This window comes from Acidobacteriota bacterium (assembly GCA_026707545.1).
Classification (GTDB): domain Bacteria; phylum Acidobacteriota; class Thermoanaerobaculia; order Multivoradales; family Multivoraceae; genus Multivorans.
The window spans coordinates 99,177-116,529 of record JAPOWR010000001.1 but is presented as its reverse complement, the minus strand read 5'-3'; the positions used below and the strand labels follow the sequence as shown (position 1 = coordinate 116,529).

At 69.6% G+C, this 17,353-nt stretch carries 12 protein-coding genes; 4 read left to right on the top strand and 8 right to left on the bottom strand.

The genetic code is table 11. The annotated features are described in order from the left end of the window. Positions 1-180 precede the first annotated feature (180 nt). A complete protein-coding gene (locus tag OXG83_00405; GenBank protein MCY3963466.1) occupies positions 181-1,554 on the top strand; it encodes a hypothetical protein in 1,374 nt (457 codons plus the stop codon). Between the two features lie 34 nt (positions 1,555-1,588). On the opposite strand, the gene OXG83_00400 is transcribed toward OXG83_00405, so the two are convergent. Beyond that, positions 1,589-2,479 (bottom strand): NAD(P)-dependent oxidoreductase, encoded by an 891-nt coding sequence (locus OXG83_00400; protein ID MCY3963465.1) that lies wholly within the window; start codon positions 2,477-2,479, stop codon positions 1,589-1,591. 136 nt (positions 2,480-2,615) lie between these two features. Further along, positions 2,616-3,128, bottom strand: coding sequence for a Spy/CpxP family protein refolding chaperone (locus OXG83_00395; GenBank protein ID MCY3963464.1), 513 nt, complete (start codon positions 3,126-3,128; stop codon positions 2,616-2,618). A 162-nt stretch (positions 3,129-3,290) separates the two neighbouring features. Here OXG83_00395 and OXG83_00390 point away from each other — a divergent pair, with 162 nt between their 5' ends. The 3 genes from OXG83_00390 to OXG83_00380 all read left to right on the top strand — a co-directional run bounded on the left by OXG83_00390 (position 3,291) and on the right by OXG83_00380 (position 7,537). Further along, a complete protein-coding gene (locus OXG83_00390; protein MCY3963463.1) occupies positions 3,291-5,057 on the top strand; it encodes a HAMP domain-containing sensor histidine kinase in 1,767 nt (588 codons plus the stop codon). Then, the gene (locus OXG83_00385; protein MCY3963462.1) at positions 5,054-5,773 is read left to right on the top strand and encodes a response regulator transcription factor; all 720 of its coding nucleotides are present in this window, start codon (positions 5,054-5,056) and stop codon (positions 5,771-5,773) included. Before OXG83_00390 ends, OXG83_00385 begins: the two co-directional genes overlap by 4 nt. A 63-nt stretch (positions 5,774-5,836) precedes the next feature. Further along, positions 5,837-7,537 (top strand): glutamine--tRNA ligase/YqeY domain fusion protein, encoded by a 1,701-nt coding sequence (locus tag OXG83_00380; GenBank protein MCY3963461.1) that lies wholly within the window; start codon positions 5,837-5,839, stop codon positions 7,535-7,537. Here the strand turns inward: OXG83_00380 and gltX are convergent. The 6 genes from gltX to OXG83_00350 form a co-directional block, all read right to left on the bottom strand. Continuing rightward, positions 7,526-9,019, bottom strand: a complete 1,494-nt coding sequence (gene gltX / locus OXG83_00375; GenBank protein MCY3963460.1) for a glutamate--tRNA ligase — start codon at positions 9,017-9,019, stop codon at positions 7,526-7,528. The two genes, OXG83_00380 and gltX, sit on opposite strands and share 12 nt — an antisense overlap. Beyond that, a complete protein-coding gene (locus OXG83_00370) occupies positions 9,016-10,320 on the bottom strand; it encodes a tetratricopeptide repeat protein (GenBank protein MCY3963459.1) in 1,305 nt (434 codons plus the stop codon). The genes gltX and OXG83_00370 overlap by 4 nt, the downstream gene beginning before the upstream one ends. Then, entirely contained in the window at positions 10,317-11,936 is a 1,620-nt protein-coding gene (locus OXG83_00365) for a CRTAC1 family protein (GenBank protein MCY3963458.1), read from the bottom strand. Before OXG83_00365 ends, OXG83_00370 begins: the two co-directional genes overlap by 4 nt. Positions 11,937-12,050: 114 nt before the next feature. Further along, positions 12,051-12,713 (bottom strand): DsbA family protein, encoded by a 663-nt coding sequence (locus tag OXG83_00360; GenBank protein ID MCY3963457.1) that lies wholly within the window; start codon positions 12,711-12,713, stop codon positions 12,051-12,053. Continuing rightward, positions 12,710-13,735, bottom strand: coding sequence for a UDP-glucose 4-epimerase GalE (galE, locus tag OXG83_00355; GenBank protein ID MCY3963456.1), 1,026 nt, complete (start codon positions 13,733-13,735; stop codon positions 12,710-12,712). The genes OXG83_00360 and galE overlap by 4 nt, the downstream gene beginning before the upstream one ends. Positions 13,736-13,758: 23 nt before the next feature. Further along, a complete protein-coding gene (locus tag OXG83_00350) occupies positions 13,759-17,271 on the bottom strand; it encodes a carboxypeptidase regulatory-like domain-containing protein (GenBank protein MCY3963455.1) in 3,513 nt (1,170 codons plus the stop codon). Between the last annotated feature and the right edge of the window lie 82 nt (positions 17,272-17,353).

Here is a 17,353-nt window from a genome sequence, read left to right as displayed (position 1 = left end):
GTCGGATGAGTGAGCTCGGCCGCAGTAGCCGGCGCCGAATCTCATGCACACGCACCGGAACCACGCCGAGGAGGGTCCTCTGGGGCCGCTGCTCACCCGCGGCCCCCTGGTGGCCGTGGTGCCGCGGCTCGAAGTGCAGGAGGAGCAGGTGTAGTGGGCCGACTAGCGCATGCCAGCCTGATGGTAGTCCTCCTGGGCTCGGCGTCGTCCGGATGGACGCAGCAGGACACGACGCCGCCCACGATAGGGGGCAACGTCTCGCTGTACGCGGTCACGCCAGGAGGACGCGGTGATTGGGTCATTGCCGCCAGCGAGCCTCTCGACAGGGACTCGGTCCCCGGGACAGATGCCTTCGAGTTCAAGATATGCGACGTCGACCGGGGTTTGAGCGGAGTACGCATCGGCTACGGCGTGTTCGGCGACAGTGCCCTGGTGTTGGAACTGCGTCCACCACTCCCTTCGCCGTCGGAGGTGCGGAAGGTCTGGAGGTTGGTCTACACGCCGCCCTCGACAAACCCGATCAAGGATCTCGCAGGCAACCTCGCGGAGGCATTCGACCTGTCCTACGGGTATCCCGGCGGCGCTGATGGCTGTGGCGCGCCGCCAGAACCGCCGCCGCCTGAACCCGAGCCGGAGCCGGAGCCCGAGCCCGAGCCGGCGTGTCCGTCCCGCCTGGCGCCGTACTGGCACGGCACAGGCGGGTTCGCCGTCAGGCCCGCCGACGGTGAGTCGGCAATGGTCCGGATCGAGTGCGGCGGAAAGAGCTACACGAGCCGCGAGCGCGCCGGCGAAGACGGCCTGATCGTGCGCACGGTCAGCCAGCCGGTGTGCACGACCGACGACGGCCGGCCGATCGACGGCGAGATGACCTTCGAGGGCATCGACGGCGACGGCTGGTACTGGGTCAACGGCGACCACAACGTCGCCGTCGCACCCTTGGTCTGCGAGGAGTCGCTGAATCCCGAGCTGAGGCCACCCGTGCCGAACGGCGTCACCGCGCGCCCAAGCGGCGACCGCCGCTTCGTGCTATCGGTGCGGGACGCATGGCACGGCACGCTGATGGTCCACGACGAGTCCGGGTTCATGGGCATCGTGCCGCATCTCGTCGACCTGGAGGGCGGAGGCGAGCACGTCGCGCCGTACTGGAAGGGCGGCGGCGGGATCGTCGGCCGTCCGCTGGACGGCAGCCGAGCCACGGTACGGCTGGCGTGCGGCGAGGCCGATGCGGAGAGTCATCCGCTTGACGCGGGCGAGGACGGCCTGATCGTGGCGCTTCTGCCCGGCTGCTTCGACGAGGACGGCACCTCGGTGTCTGGCCGGTTGGAGGCCGACGGTCTCGAAGACGGCGCCTGGTACTGGCTGAACACGGGCACGGCCGCGGCCGCTGCCCCGTTGCTGCGCCGGGGCGCGGACGTGGAGCTGACGACCCCAGTCCTGCCCGCCGGCGTGGATGCCGACGAGGGTCCGCTCGGGACGCTGTTTTCGCGCGGCCCCCTGATGGGCGTGGTCCCCCGCGTGGAGCGGGTCGAGGACCAGGAGCAGAAGCAGAACTGACTGGGGCGCGCCAGAGAAGCCAGGACGGCGAGCGCTAGGAGCTCGTCGCGCCCTCGCTCATCGCCCGCAGCCGCACCACCAGGCTCGACGTGTCCCAGCGCAGACCGCCGAGCGCGGTGACCTCGCTGTAGAACTGGTCGACGAGCGCGGCCACGGGCAGGTGAGCGCCGTTGCTGCGCGCCTCCTCCAGCGCGATGCCGAGGTCCTTGCGCATCCACTGGACCGCGAAGCCGTACTCGAACTTGCCCTGGACCATCGTCTCGGCGCGGTTGTCCATCTGCCAGGAACCCGCGGCGCCTGTCGAGATCGCTCCGATCACGGCCAGCGGGTCCAAGCCGGCCTTCTCCGCGAAGTGGATGCCTTCGGAGAGGCCCTGAACGATGCCGGCGATGCAGAGCTGGTTGACCGCCTTCGTCAACTGGCCGCTTCCGGCGGGACCGAGGAGGGTGACGGCACGGCTGTAGCAGTCGATGACCGCGTTCACCCGCTCGAAGACGGCCGGTTCGCCGCCGCACATGACGGTCAGCGCCGCGTTCTCGGCGCCCGCCTGACCACCCGAGATCGGGGCGTCGAGGAAGCCAAGGCCCTTCTCGGTGCAGGCACCCGCGAGCTCGCGGGCAAGGCGGGCCGACGCCGTCGTATGGTCGACCAGGACACTGTCGGCCGCCATCCCCTCTAGCGCGCCGCCGGATCCCAGCGTCACCGCCCGCACGTCGTCGTCGTTGCCGACGCAGCAGAACACGAACTCCGCGCCCGCCGCGGCCTCGGCGGGGGTCGGCGCGCTCCTGCCGCCGTGCTCCTCCACCCACCGCTCCGCCTTTTCCGCCGTGCGGTTGTACACCGTCACACGGTGCCCCGCTGCCGCCAGGTGGCCAGCCATCGGATAGCCCATGACTCCGAGTCCGACGAAAGCAACGTCTGCCATAAGACCTACCTCCCCAGGCGGAGAATCCCACCGCCCGAACTGATCGATGAGGCGCGATCCTAGCTTCCCCGCCACGTAAAGGGCGGGCGCCCGAAGGACGCCCGCCCGTGGAACGGAGGCTGGTTTCTGCGCGCGTTCAGTGCCGGGGACGAGGACCACGGCCGCCTGGGCCGAAGAGGCCCCGGAAGCCGCCGCGGCCATTCTCCTGCAGGGCCTCCCAGCGGATCCGCTGGTCACGGTCGAGCAACCGCGTCGCATCCTCGTGAACCTGGACTCTCGAGTCTCTCAGTTGACGCGCCACCGCACGGCGGTCGAGCTCCAACTGGCCGACGAGGGCCGGATCGGGGTTCTTGAGGTTCGCCTCGGTCTCGAGACGCTCAGTGATGTCGCGCATCTGACGCATCAGAGGCCGCACGCTCGCTTCGTGCTCCTCGCGCAAACGGCGCCACTCCTCCTGCTGGTCTTCCGTCAACTGGAGCACTCGAGCCATGCGCTCGGCGTCGCGCTCCGCGAAGTCGCCGCGGGCACTCCGCTTGGACTGGCGACCTTCGCCCTCTTCGGCCGCGGCGAACCCAGTCGCGGCCGCGACGATCAGAGCGGGAAGCAGGATGCGGGCGATCCGGATCGAACGGTTCAGGGTTGTCTTCATTTCGAGCACCTCCTCTTAGGGGTGTGAGGGATCAAACGTGAAGAGACAGTACGGAGCCCTGGCCCGGCCTGTCATCAAGCCGGTGCAAGATGTTTGTAACGCTTGTAAAGCCTCTCGCCGACCCGGTTTTCGCGGCCCTGGCTGTAGCTACACTGACTCCCCATGGCTGTTCGGCCCATCTCCGGCCGCGGAAAGGCCTCGAGCGACCGCTGGCTGCTCGTTATCGCTCTGCTCGCCACCGTCCTCCTGACAGCGCTGGCGGTACTCCAGTACCATTGGACCGGTGCGCTCAGCGACGCCGCAAACCAGCGGATGCGGGCAAACCTCGAGGAATCGAGCCGCCTGCTCGCCAACGACATCGACGGCCAGCTGTCTGAACTCCAGTTGACCCTGCTGCGAGCGGCAACTTCCAGCAGTCCGCGCCCGGCCCGCGGCGAAGAACGATCAGCACTGCTCGCCGACACGCTCTCTCGTCTTCTCCAGGACTGGCGCGAAAGCGCCGACTTTCCGGCCATCCTCGACCGGACGCGTATCGTGTTCGCGGACCGCCGTTCGACGCGCCGGGTCTTCCGGTTGGACGAGGACGGCGGCCAACTCCAGGCCGAGACGGACCCTGACGTCCTCGAAGAACTGGACCGTCTCCAGCGCCGACCCGGTAGTTCAGCGCCGACGCAGCGGACAGACAGACTGGTCATGCCGATCCCGGCTCGCGGCCGGGGCGGGCCACCCGGTCCGGCGGGCCTCATCGTGGCGACTCTCAGTACCACGACGATCGAGGAAGAGATGCTGCCGGCGCTGATCGAGCGGCACTTCGGCGCCGCCGCGGAGGGCGCTGCGCCCACGTACCTGGTCACGGTGACCGACACGACCAGTTCCCCTCCCCGGCTCCTGTATCCGCTCTCCGGTGATCGGGCCGAGAACGGCGCGAATGCGGCTGCGCGACCGGCCGATATCGAGTTCGCGGCATTCCGCGCGGTCGGGCGCGAGAGTCGCCGTCGTTTCGGGCCTGGCGGCCGCGGCCGCGGCGAACGGGCAGAACGCGGCCCACCAGCGCTCGGGCAGCCCGGCGGACCCTGGCTGGTGCGCATCACGCACCGCAGAGGGTCGCTTGAAGCCGCGACCAGCGCGGCACGCCGGCGCAACCTCTACCACAGCTCGGGCGCCCTGTTCCTGATCGGCGTCGCCTTCGCCCTGGTCCTCGTGTCGGCCCGCCGCGCCCGGGCTCTGGCCGCCCAGCAGGTCGACTTCGTCGCCGGGGTTTCTCACGAGCTGAACACGCCGCTCCAGGCGATCCGCTCGGCGGGCGAGAACCTGCGGAGCGGGATCGTCCACCGGTCCAATGATGTCCGTGGCTACGGCGAGCTGATCGAACGCGAGGAGCGCCGACTGTCGCGGCTGGTTCAGCAGGCGCTCCAGTGGGCCGGCATCGGCCGGAGTACGGCGCGGAAAGCCACGGCCGACATCGACCTCGGCGAACTGCTGCGCACGACAGTCGCCGAGTCGAAGTGGTTTCTGGAGGAGAACGGCGTCCAACTCGAGTTGGAAGGGCTGGACGATCTGCTCCCGCTCCGGGGCGACCGCGAGGGCCTGATCACCGTCTTCATGAACCTCCTGCACAACGCGGCCAAGTACGGCCGCGGCGCCGACGGCGCGGTGCGGGTGAGAGTCGATGCAAGCGCCGACGCCGATGGACGTGGGGTTACCGTGGCCGTCACCGACCGCGGCCCCGGCATCCCGAAGGGCGAACAGCGGCGTATCTTCGATCCCTTCGTCCGCGGCGTCACCGCGACCGAGAGCGGTCTTCCCGGTTCGGGCCTGGGCCTGAGCCTCGCGCGCAACACGATAGAGGAGCACGGCGGTTCGATCACCGTGGACAGCGAGCCCGGGCGCACGACCTTCCGCGTCGTGCTGCCGGTGCACACTCCATGAACGCGCGCCTGCTCCTGGTCGAGGACGAACCCAGCCTTGCCCGCACCCTGCGTGACCGACTGGCCGCGGAAGGCTACGAGGTCGTCATCGCGGCCGACGGCCCGTCGGGCGAACGGCTGGCCAGAGACGGCGATTTCGACGTCGTCCTGCTCGACGTCAACCTGCCGGGCAAGAACGGCTTCGACGTGTGCCGGGACCTCCGCCGGGACGGGATCGACCTCCCCATCCTGATGCTGACCGCCCGTAACGAACTCGTCGACCGCGTCCTCGGGCTCAAGCTCGGCGCCGATGACTACCTCGCCAAGCCGTTCGAGACGCTGGAGCTGCTGGCCCGCATCGAGGCGCTGATGCGACGAAGCCGGGACGGAGCGCCGGCATCGCCAACAGCGACCGACGCACCCCGCGGTTACCGCTTCGGCAACGTCCGCGTCGACTTCGACCGCGCCCAGGTGTGGCGCATCGATGACGGCGGCGCCGAAACCGACGTAGCCTGCTCGGCGCTCGAGTACCGCCTGCTCAGGTACCTGATCGAGCACCGCGGTCAGGTTCACGACCGCGACCGCCTGCTCGACGAGGTCTGGGGCTACGACGCGACGCCGACGACCCGCACCGTCGATGTCCACGTGTCGTCGCTGCGGCAGAAGATCGAACCGAATCCGGGCCGGCCCGAGTTCATCGTCACGGTGCACGGGCTCGGCTACCGTTTCGACGGCTGATGACGCCTGCCTGGGCGCGATAACCTCCGCTGCTCCGCAGCAATACGCTGCGGCCAAGCCGCCATGACCGACGATTCCGCCACTTCCAGGCCCCTCGATTTCATCCGTGAGCGCGTGCGCGCCGATGTCGCCGCCGGCAAGCACGGCGGCAAGGTCGTCACCCGTTTCCCGCCGGAGCCGAACGGCTACCTGCACATCGGCCACGCGAAGGCGATCTGCCTCGACTTCGGCGTCGCCGCGGAGTACGGCGGCCACTGCAACCTCCGCTTCGACGACACGAACCCGACCGCGGAGGACACCGAGTACGTCGAGGCCATCGAGCGCGACGTGCGCTGGCTCGGTTTCGACTGGGGCGGTGAGGCGCTCTACGCCTCGGACTACTTCGACCAGCTCTACGAGTGGGCGGTGGAGTTGATCCGAAAGGGCAAGGCCTACGTCTGCAGCCTGAGTCCGGAGGAGGCGCGCGCCTACCGCGGGCGCTGGAACGAGCCGGGCCGCGAGAGCCCCTACCGCAAACGCTCCGTGGAGGAGAACCTCGACCTGTTCCAACGGATGAAGAGCGGCGAGTTCCCGAACGGAGCGCACACGCTGCGCGCGAAGATCGAGATGTCCTCGTCGAACATGAACCTGCGCGACCCGGTGCTCTACCGGATCCTCCACGCGGACCACCACCGTACGGGCTCCAGGTGGTGCATCTACCCCATGTACGACTGGGCGCACGGCCAGTCCGACGCGATCGAGGGCGTGACCCACTCGCTGTGCACCCTCGAGTTCGAGGACCACCGGCCGCTCTACGACTGGTTCCTCGACCACATCGACGGCATCCACCTGCCGCAGCAGATCGAGTTCGCCCGCCTCAACCTGACGTACACCCTGACCTCGAAACGCAAGCTGAGACGGCTGATCGACGAAGGCCTGGTCGACGGCTGGGACGATCCCCGCATGCCCACCCTGACCGCGCTCCGCCGCCGCGGCTGCCCGCCCGAAGCGATCCGCGACCTCTGCGCGCGCGTCGGTCTGACGAAGAACGACTCGGTCGTCGACCTGAGCCAGCTCGAGTTCGCGATTCGCAACGAGCTGAACCGGACCGCGCCGCGGGTCATGGCCGTGCTGCGGCCGCTCAAGGTCGTGATCGAGAACTATCCCGAGGACCACGAAGAGGAACTCGAGGCGATCAACAACCCGGAGGACGCCTCGGCCGGCACCCGCAAGGTGCCCTTCTCAAGGGTCCTCTACATCGAGCGGGACGACTTCCGGCGCGACCCGCCGCGGAAGTTCTTCCGGCTCGCGCCGGGCCGGGAGGTGCGGCTCCGCTACGCCTACTTCATCACCTGCACGGACGTCGTGGAGGACGAGGAAGGCAACGTCGTCGAACTCCGCTGCACCTACGATCCCGCCACACGCGGCGGCGACGCGCCGGACGGCCGCAAGGTCAAAGCCACGCTGCACTGGGTATCGGCGGCCCACGCGATCCCGGCCGAGGTCCGCCTCTACGACCGGCTCTTCAATCACCCAAACCCCGGCGGTGCGCCCGGCGAGATCGAGGATCACCTGAATCCGGGTTCGCTGGAGGTTCTGAAGGATTGCCGGCTCGAGCCCAGCCTTGCCGAAGCCGCGCCGGGCGACCGGGTCCAGTTCGAGCGGCTCGGGTACTTCTGCGTCGATCCGGACAGCGCGCCCGGCGCGCCGGTGTTCAACCGAACGGTGACGCTGCGGGATACGTGGGCGAAGATCGAGCGGGCGCAGAAGGCGTCAGCCCGCTAGCGCCTCGAACCGCTTCTGCAGCTTCTTCATTCGCTTGCCGGAGATGCCGCCCAGCGCCTCGATGGCGCGGCGAATGCGGGCGCGCACCAGGTCCGGACCGAGGATCTCCATCGACTGGAACAGGGGCAGCGAGGCCGTCTCGCCGGACATGGCGACGTAGAAGGGGCGCGTCAGGTTGCGCAGGCTGAGTCCAAGCGCTTCGGACAGACGCCGAAAGTGGCCCTGGATGACGTCGGCAGTGAAGTCCTGCTCGCGCTCCAGCGTCCACAGCATGAACTGAAACGCCTCGGCGACCTGAGCCTCTTCGAGACCCTTGACCGCCAGCTTCTCCGACTCGACGGCCGGCGCGTCGACGAACAGGAAGTTCGTCAGCCGGCCCCAGTCGCCGAGCGTCTCCAGGCGAGGCTGCGCGAGGGCGGCGATCGCGGAAAGCCGTTCCCGCCCCATCGACCATTCCCGCACGAGGTCCGCCAGGCCGTCGGCGTCATAGTCCTCGCGCAGGTAGCGGGCGTTCAGCCAGCGCAGCTTGTCGAGGTCGAAGACGGGGCCGCCGAGCGAGATGTCGTCCAGGCGGAAACCGTCCACGAGCTGGTCCAGGCTGAACTTCTCCTCGCCCTCGGCCCGGCTCGACACCATGAGCCCCAGGAAGTTGAGCAGCGCCTCCGGCAGGAAACCGGCGTCCCGGAACCAGGTGATGGAGGTCGGGTTGCGCCGCTTGGAGAGCTTCGACCGGTTCGCGTCGTTGTTCCGCAGGAGCGGCAGGTGGCAGAAGGTCGGCGGTTCGTGGCCCAGTGCCTCGTATAGCCGCAGGTGCTTGGGCAGCGAGTTGATCCACTCCTCGCCGCGGATCACGTGGGTGATCCCCATCGCGTGGTCGTCGACGACGCACGCGAGGTGATAGGTGGGATAGCCGTCGGCCTTGAGGATCACCTGGTCGTCGATCAGCTCCCACTCGCGGCGGATCTCGCCGCGTAGCCGGTCCCGCATGACGCATTCGCCCTCGGTCGGCATGGCCAGGCGGATCGTGTGGGGCTCTCCCGCGGCCGCTCGGCGCTCGGACTCGGCGACCGGCAGGTCCCGGCACCGGCGGTCGTAGCCCGGGAAACGCTGCTGCGCGCGGTTCTCCCGGCGCATCTCGTCGAGCCGCTCCCGGGTGCAAAAGCAGCGGTAGGCGCTGCCGTCCGCGAGCAGACGGTCGACCTCCGAGCGGTACAACTCCAGCCGCTCGCTCTGCCGGTACGGGCCCTCGTCCCAGTCCAGGCCCAGCCAGCGCAGGGCGTCGAGGATCGCCGCCTCCGACTCGCGGCTCGAGCGGGCGCGGTCCGTGTCCTCGATCCGCAGTACGAACACGCCGCCGCGGCTGCGCGCGAAGGCCAGGTTCACGAGCGCCTGATACGCGGTGCCGACGTGGGGGTCGCCGGTCGGCGACGGCGCCACCCGGACCCGTACCGGCACTGCGGTCTCCGGTCCCGGCGCGCTCATCCGCGTGCCCTCTCGCGATACCGGGCGAGCAGCCGCCGGTGTACCTGCAGCTCGCCGTCGTCGGCGCCGGCCCGTTCGAGCGTCTCGACCACCTGTTCGATCCGGCGGGCCGCGTCGTCGTAGAGGCCGGCGCCACCCAGGGCGTCCGCCAGTTCGAGCTGGAGCTGAATCATCAGTTCCCGCATCCGCGGTTCGGAGGCGCCGACCCCGGCCGCTCGGTCGAGCCGCTCGAGAGCCCGCGCCACGTCGTTCTCCCGCATCGCCAGCATCGTCGTGACGAGCAGCATGTGGATGTCGGCCGGGTCTTCGGCAAGGACGCGCTCGGCCTCGGCGGCCGCCTCCCCGAACTGTCCGAGCTTGAACAGGGCGCCCGCCAGCACGGCCTGCCCACCCGCCAGATCGGGATCGAGTTCGAGCGCGCGGCGGGCGGCCGCGGCCGCTTCCCGTGGGCGGTTCATCCGATCATGGACGCCGGCCGCCGCGAAGTGCGCCTGCGCGTTGCCGGGCTCCAGTTCGATCAGGCGCCGGAGTTCCCCGAGCGAAGCCTGCAACTGCCCAGTCTCCCGGTAGGTCTTGCTCCGCCGCAGGAAGCTCTCCGAGTCGACGGCCAGCAGGTCGACCTGGGCCCGGCGCGGGTCGCGCTGGTGGAGCAACGGCGGCAGGTCCCGCGCCGCCTGGGCGAGACGCCTCGCCCCGTCGCGGTCGCCTGCACGGTGCCGGGCGCGCGACAGCATGGCGACGATCGCCTGGGTCTCGGGGCTCAGTTCGTATGCCCGTTCGAGGTGCCGCGTGGCCTGATCGACGTCGCCGCCGGCGAGGGCGAGCCGGCCGAGGCCGAGATGGGCCACCGCGTTGTCGGGCTCGAGACGTGCAGCCTGCTGGTAGTGGGCGTCCGCGTCCGTGGCGAAGCCGATCTTCTCCAGAGCAGAAGCGAGCCGGATGTGGGCCGGCGCGTAGTTGGGGTCGATTTCGACGGCCCGACGGTAGAGCGCCGTCGCCGCGACCGGATCGCTCGCCTCTTCGACGTTCGCTCGCAGGTAGATCCAGCGAAAGTCGCCGGGCGCCAGCCGCGCGGCCTCGGTGTAAGCGGCCGCGGCCTCGTCGTCGAACTGGTGAGCATGCAGGGCCATGGCGAGCCGGCCCCAGGTGGAGGGCGAGTCGGGTTCGCGGGCCGCGGTGGCGAGTTCCTTCTCGATGGCCGTGCGTACGCGGGGTTCGACGGCGGTGAGGTCAGGCGCTGGGAGCTCACTGCCGCCCGCAGCGGCGGCGACGAAGACACTGAGCGCGGCAAACCTCCTCATCGGCCTTCTCCGCGGAGGAGAGTCACTTCGCTGCCGCTGGCGGCGCCGTCAAAGGTCTCGAGCGCGCCGCCGGGCCAGGTCACCTCGAAGCGCTCGACGGCGGTCGCGTCGCCGAGGCCGATGTGGACTGGCGCTTCGCCGCCGGTCAGGTAGCCGCCGAGCGGCAGTACGAGGCGCCGGAGCGGACGGCCGTCGATCCTGGCTACGACCGAGGCGCCGATCGCCGTGCGACGCAGTTCGGGGTCGATCACTCGTAGCCGCACCCAGCCGGCCCCGGTTGCGCCCGCCGTCTCGCCTTCCGCGATCGTCTCGTTGCGGTAGACGCGCGCCGGACCCTCCAGGTTGCTGACCAGCAGATCCAGATCGCCGTCGCCTTCCAGATCGAAGGGGACGAGGCCGCGGCTCACGTCGAGCGCCGTCCCGAAGTCGCCGGAAGCGGCGCTGGCGTCGGCGAAGACGCCGGCGCCGTCGCCGAGCATCAGCAGGTTCGGCTCGGCGTAGCCGCGCCAGAACCAGTCGTCTCGTTCCGACAGCACCTCCGGGCGCCGCTTGACCGCTCCGTTGACCACGGCCAGATCCAGATCCCCGTCGTTGTCGGCGTCGAAGAAAGCGGTGCCAAAGCCCGTGTACGGCGTGCTTGGCGCCGCCAGGCCGGCCTCGGCGGCCCGGTCCTCGAAGCCATCCGTCGCCCCCGGCGTTCCGCCCAGGTTCACGTACAGCGTGTTCGTCTCCTCGATCAGGTGACTCAGGAACAGGTCGAGGTCCCGGTCGCCGTCGATGTCGCCCAGTGCTATGCCCATTCCCGCCTCGCCTACACCGAACCGATTGTAGGCCGCACCGAGCAGCACCGCGTCGTCCTCGAAGATCCCGTCGCCCCGGTTGATCCAGAGCTGGTTCGGGTCGGCGTCGTTTGCGACGTAGACATCGGCCAGTCCGTCGTCGTCGAGATCGGCAGCGGCGACGCCCAGGCCGGCGTCCTCGATCAGCGAAACACCGGCGTCCCGGCTGCGGTCGACGAAGCGCCGGCCGGCCTCGTTCCGGTAGAAGACGTCGGCCTCGCCCTCGAACTGCTGCGGGCCGCAGTAATCGACCCGCCCACCCTGGACCTGGCACTCGCGCGCCTCGTGCCACTGGACGTAGCGGGCGACGTACAGGTCGAGCCAGCCGTCGAGGTCCGCGTCGAAGAACACCGCCGAGGTCGACCAGCCGGGCGTTGCGACGCCGAACGAGTCGGTGGCGTCGACGAAGCGGCCGCCGCCCTCGTTCCGGTAGAGCACGTCGGGGCCCAGGTTCGTCACGTACAGGTCGAGGTCGCCGTCGTTGTCGATGTCCGCGACCGCGGCGCCCATGCCGTAGCCCGGGTCGTCGAGCCCGGAACCCGCCGTCGCGTCTACGAAACGGCCGCGCGGGTTCTGCAGGTACAAGCGGTTGCTCCCAGGCTCGCCGGCGATGTCGCTGCCCGCGTTAGGAAAGTAGAGGTCCAGCAGGCCGTCGCCGTCGGCGTCGAACGCCGCGACGCCGCCGCCCATGATCGCCGGCATGGGAAACGTCCCAGCCGAGCCCGTAGCGTGGACGAAGTCGAGGCCGGTTTCGGCCGTCACGTCAACGAACGTCACGGCGGAGACGGACACTGCGTCGGCCGGTGGCGAGACTGGCGCCTCCGAAGAGCCCTCTTCGGCCGCGCAACCCAGCATCGCGGCCCCGGCCGCCGCAAGGGCAAGCCCGCGCACTCAGTTCACCCCGACCGCCGCGTCCGCCTTCAGCCGCCGGCGCCGGCGAGCGTAGCGCCGGATCATCCCCAGCATCGTCTCCTCGTCGTGGATACCGCACAGCGGGAAGACGTCGAGCATCAGGGTCGGCACGCCCTCGACCCCGGCCGCCACCGCGCTCCGCGTCACCTCGGTCAGCCGCCGGCCGGCCGCGAGATCGGCGGCGGCGCCGAGCGGAAAGGGGGTGCGGCGCCCGAAGTCCCGCAGCAGGTCTTCGATCTCGCTCCGCCGTTCGTAGTACGCCTCGAACGCGGCAGCCCGCCATTCCCGTTCGATCGCCGGGTCGAGTCCGCGGTCGATTCGCTCGTCCAGGACCACCGCGACCTCGCCGGCAAGGCGCGAATCGAGCCAGTACTCGGGTGGATCGAAGTCCACGTCCAGCGCCGCCGCCACCCTCAGGAGACTCTGCCGTCGCGCCGGGTCAAGCAGCCGGCCGCGCTGGAAGTTCCCCACGCCGGTCAGATCGATCGCCTTCCACCGCAGGTCGACGCGCTCCGCCGCGAGCGGTTCGTCGATCCGCGCCAGCACCCGGTGCGCCACGTAGCTCAGGCTGGATGCGAAGTCGTAGTAGACGAAGACCTCGAGCGGCGCATCTCCGGCTGCCGGTTTGCAGTCTCCGCTCAACTCCCGTAGCCCTCGGGATTCGTTCTCTGCCAGCGCCAGGCGTCGACGCAGATCTCGTCCAGGCCACGCTCAGCGGTCCAGCCGAGTTCTCGCTCCGCAAGCGACGGGTCGGCCCAGACTTCCGTTGCGTCCCCCGGCCGCCTGCTCTCGACAACGGTCGAGAGCTCGTGGCCACTAGCCCGCCGCACGGCCTCGAGCACTTCGAAGACCGTCACTCCGCGCCCGGTTCCCAGGTTGTACTCCGCGCAGCCTTCGATCGCCGGCAGGTGGTCAAGGGCCCCAAGGTGCCCCGTCGCTACGTCGACGACGTGGAGATAGTCCCTGATGGCCGTGCCGTCCCGGGTCGGATAGTCCGTCCCGAACACCCGTAGCTGCGGCAGCCGGCCGGCGGCGGCCTGCATGGCGCTCGGCAGCAGGTTCTCGGGCACGCCTCGCGGATCCTCGCCGATCAGGCCGCTCGGGTGGGCCCCGGCCGGGTTGAAGTAGCGCAGCGAGAGGATTCGCCAACCCTCCTCCGAGGCAGCGAGATCGCGCAGCATCCGCTCAACGCAGACCTTGGTGTGGCCGTAGGGATTCGACGGCCTGAGCGGCGCGCTCTCGGCCAGCGGGCAAGCGCCCGGACCCGGGTCGCCGTAAACCGTCGCGGAAGACGAGAAGACGAGGCGCCGGACACCGTGACGACGCATCGCCGTCAGCAGACTGATCGTGCCCGTCACGTTCGTCCGGTAGTAGCCGAGCGGGTCGGCGCAGGACTCGGCCACCGCCTTCTTCGCTGCGAAATGAATGACCGCCGTGCAGCCGACCTCGCCGAACGCGCGCGCAAGGGCGATTTCGTCGAGAACATCTCCTTCGACGAAGCGCAATCTCCGTCCGGCCAGTTCCTCGACCCGCCGCAGCGCCTCCGGCGAGCTGTTCGAGAGGTCGTCGATGACCGTCACGTCCCAGCCCGCAGCCAGCAGCTCGACGCAGGTGTGACTGCCGATGAAGCCGGCTCCGCCTGTGACCAGAACCCGCTCCGCCATGAGCCGAGTCTATGGGTGGACTGCTACCGATCCGCCGGTACCCGCACTGACAGTGCGACGTCCGCGTCGCCAGCACTGAGGTCCACGTCCGCCGACCCGGCAATGTCTTCCGATGTTCGGCTGGTGCCGCCCGGCCGGATCTCCAGCCGGTAGGGAGCCGAGAACAGGCCATCGAGCACGAAGGAACCGTCCTCGGCTGTGCGGGTGTACATGACGCGTCTCGACGCCGCTGCGATCTCGCCGAAAGCCGCACTCTGCGCCGGAACCGCGGAGACCCGCATCCCCGCGACGGGCAAGCCGGTCTCGCCATCGAACAGCCGGCCTCGCACCGCGGCGCTGGTCGCCTCCAGATCGACGTGGACGGCCGTATCGCTTACGCGAATCGCCCGTTGCTGCCCGACCGCCGCGACGGCGACCTCGGCGCCGGCACGCAGCCCGTCGATCAGAAAGCGCCCGCGGTGATCGCTGCGAACGCTCCAGGTCAGCCCGCGGCGTTCGTCACGGACGTGAACCGACTCACCGGCAAGAGGCCACCCGTCGAGCGTCACGGTGCCCTCGATGTCGCCGCCGCCGGCCGCGAACGAGATCTCCACATCGGCAACACCACTCGGCGAGTACCGAATCGGCGCCCGGCGAGTGCGCCCCGCCGCCGAAGCCGTAGCCATCATCGTGGCGCCCTCACGCTCGTGGAACTCGGTTTCGAACACCGGCTCGAGATCGGTTCCCCCCTCGGGTTTGGTCAGGGTCATGCTCATCAACATTCCCTGTTCCCAGATCGCCCTCAGGCTCACGACGACCTCGGCTGCCTCGGAGGCCGTCAGGCCCAGAACCCTGACTCTCACGAGATGGAGCTGGGGCACCTCGAGCTCGACCCACGGCCGGTCCCCGGCCGCTACGGACATCTCGACCTCAGGACCCTCCGCGCCGCCCGTACGCGCCTTCAGGGAGTAGAGGCCCGGATCGACCTGGAACTCAAAGCCGCCGTCCGCCCCGGTCTGCGCGTTTCCCCTGCCGTAGTTGATGAGGAACCGACGGTCCTGGTCCTGGAGGACCGCATCCACGGAGGCGCCCGACACGGGCATCCCGTCCGGTCCCAAGACCCGGCCTCGCACGGTCACCGGAGTGACGTCCATCGTGATCTCAGCCATGTTCGCGAACACGTCGACCTGCCGCCGCTTGATCCGCTCCAGGCCGGGCACCCGGCACTCGACAGTCGCCGGTCCCACAGGTGCCCTGACGGCGAACCGACCCGCAGCATCCGTGACAGACACCGCCGAGCGAATGGAGACCGAGGCGCCGGGTACCGGTGCTCCGTCCCGGACCACGACGCCCGGCACTTCGATCTCCGCCTTCGGTCGGAGGACCAGATCGAGGGGGCTTCGCGGGAGCTCAGCCAGGACGCGGTCGAGGTCGTCGTAGCCGTCAGCGCGCACTGTGAGGACGCCCGCGCCCGCCGGAAAGCCGCTCAACACGAACTCTCCATCCGGATCGGATTCGGTGTTGCCGCCACCGTAGCGAACCGTCTGCTGAAACCGCAACCGCGCCTCGACGCCCTCGCCGGTCGACTCGTCCGTTACGCGCCCGGCCAACTCGTAGGCGGTACGGAGCCGGACGTCGAGCACTTCCGCTTCCGTCGCGGCATCCACCCGTACCGGCGACACGCGCTCGGTCACGAAGCCGGCCGCCTGGATCCGCAACGAGACGACATCGCCGGGCACGAGCCCGCCGATACGGAAGCCCCCGCTCGCGTCGGTCGTCGCGTCGGGCTTCCCATCGCCCGTAGAACCTGCCGGCAGCCAGCCTCCCGAACCGCCACTGCCGAAATCGACCGCGGCGTCCGCGACCGGAGCACCCTCGTCGTCCATGACCCGGCCCCGCAGGACGGTCTCCAACTCCAGAACGACGTCGCCGAGCTGCTGATCCCCGGCATCGCCCGGAAGCGGTTTCGGGAGCGGCCGCCGCACCGTGCCATGGCCGGCAGCGGCCGCAACGAGCCGGACATCGTTCTGGTCCGGAGGATCGAGCCGGAACCTACCGGCCTCATCCGTGCTCACGAACTGCAAGAGGGATGGATCTTCCAGATTCCACGTCGAGGCTTCACCCACGAACCGATCCGAAACCCAGAGCCGCGCGAGGGCGACCTTTCCGGGAACGCCGCTACCGCTCCGGGCCGACACGAGCCGGCCCACGATCGCCCGGACGGGCCTCAGCTCCACCACGAGCTGCTCGGGCCCTGTCCGGCTCAGCGCGTCGCTCAGTTTCGTGCGTGTCTCGCGGTAGCCCGGTGCGCTCGCCACGAGCCACCTCCGATCCGGGGGTTCCGCGACCTCCAGGAGAAACCGTCCGGCCGCGTCGCTGACTCCGGCAGGCCCGGCCGTGGCTCCGTATCCGGATGCCACGACCTGTGCGCCCCCGACAGGGTCACCGGCCATATCCAGGGCGACTCCGCGGAGCCGCAGCAAGGGCTCCAACGACAGGTTCGCCGGACGCTCCGACCACGTGATCCGCAGCGGTTGGAAACGCTCCGCCAACACGGTCGTTCTCGACACTCCGGGTCCGGCGCCGACGAGAAACCTCGCGCTCTCCGGTCGCCCGCGATTGACAGCAAGCGGAACACCCGACGACGACCAGTGAACCACCGCGACGGCCGGCAACTCATCGCGGCCACTGCCGACACCCGTCATCGTCACGGCCACAGGCTGCGGCGCGCTTGCGCTTAGTTCGGCGATGCCGCCGTTCAGTTCGACCCCATCCAAGCCGCCGTCCGTGTCGAGCACCTGATAGGCGCCCGCGGGTACCCGGTAGCGCCCCAACTCATCCGTCGTCCCGGCCGGCCATCCGTCGGCGTGAATGAGGATCGCATCGGCCACCGGCAGGCCCACACGCCTCAGGACGCCGTCGGCGATCGGCTGGCTCCGTCGCTCCAGTTCGACGGCGACAGGTGTCCCGGCGAGGCAATCGACGACCTTCGGCTCGTACCCGGGTGCACCGATCGTGACCGCCACGGCATCACGCTGAACACCGGAAACGGTCCGCCTGCTCCTTCCGGCCTCGAACTCGTAGCTGGTCGTTCTTCCGGCCTGGAGCTGGCGCAGCGGCGGCCATATGCTCCACGAGCGCGAGAAACGAAGATCACGCAGGCTCCTGCCCCTGGCCACCCAGGCGCTCCCTGGCTCCACCAGTCTCAGGCTGCAGGAAGCCGTGTTGCCCAGTTCAAGTGGCGGCAGGAGGGTGTCGGTCTCCGGCCCCACGAGGAGGTAGGTCCTGGGCGCCGTGCCGCCTGCCTGCACTCTGACCCAACGGACGCCGGGCTCGGCGACATCCAGCGCGAAGCGACCGCCCGAGACCGGGACCGTCGTTTCCGCCGCATGAAAGCCGCCCGGTTCATCACGCAAGACCACGCTCAACAGCTCGTAGAGCGATGGCGCCGGCACCAGGGAAACCTCCAGTGGACGTCCATTCGGCTGGCCCTCGATCGAGCCTCTGACTTCGACCGAGGCTCCGGCACTGGCGACCGACAGCAGGCCTGCCGTCAAGGACGTTGCGGCAACTCGATACCGAACGCCGTCCAACGCGCGACACCGCATGACTCCTCCCCTCAGAGAGAACTACGAATCT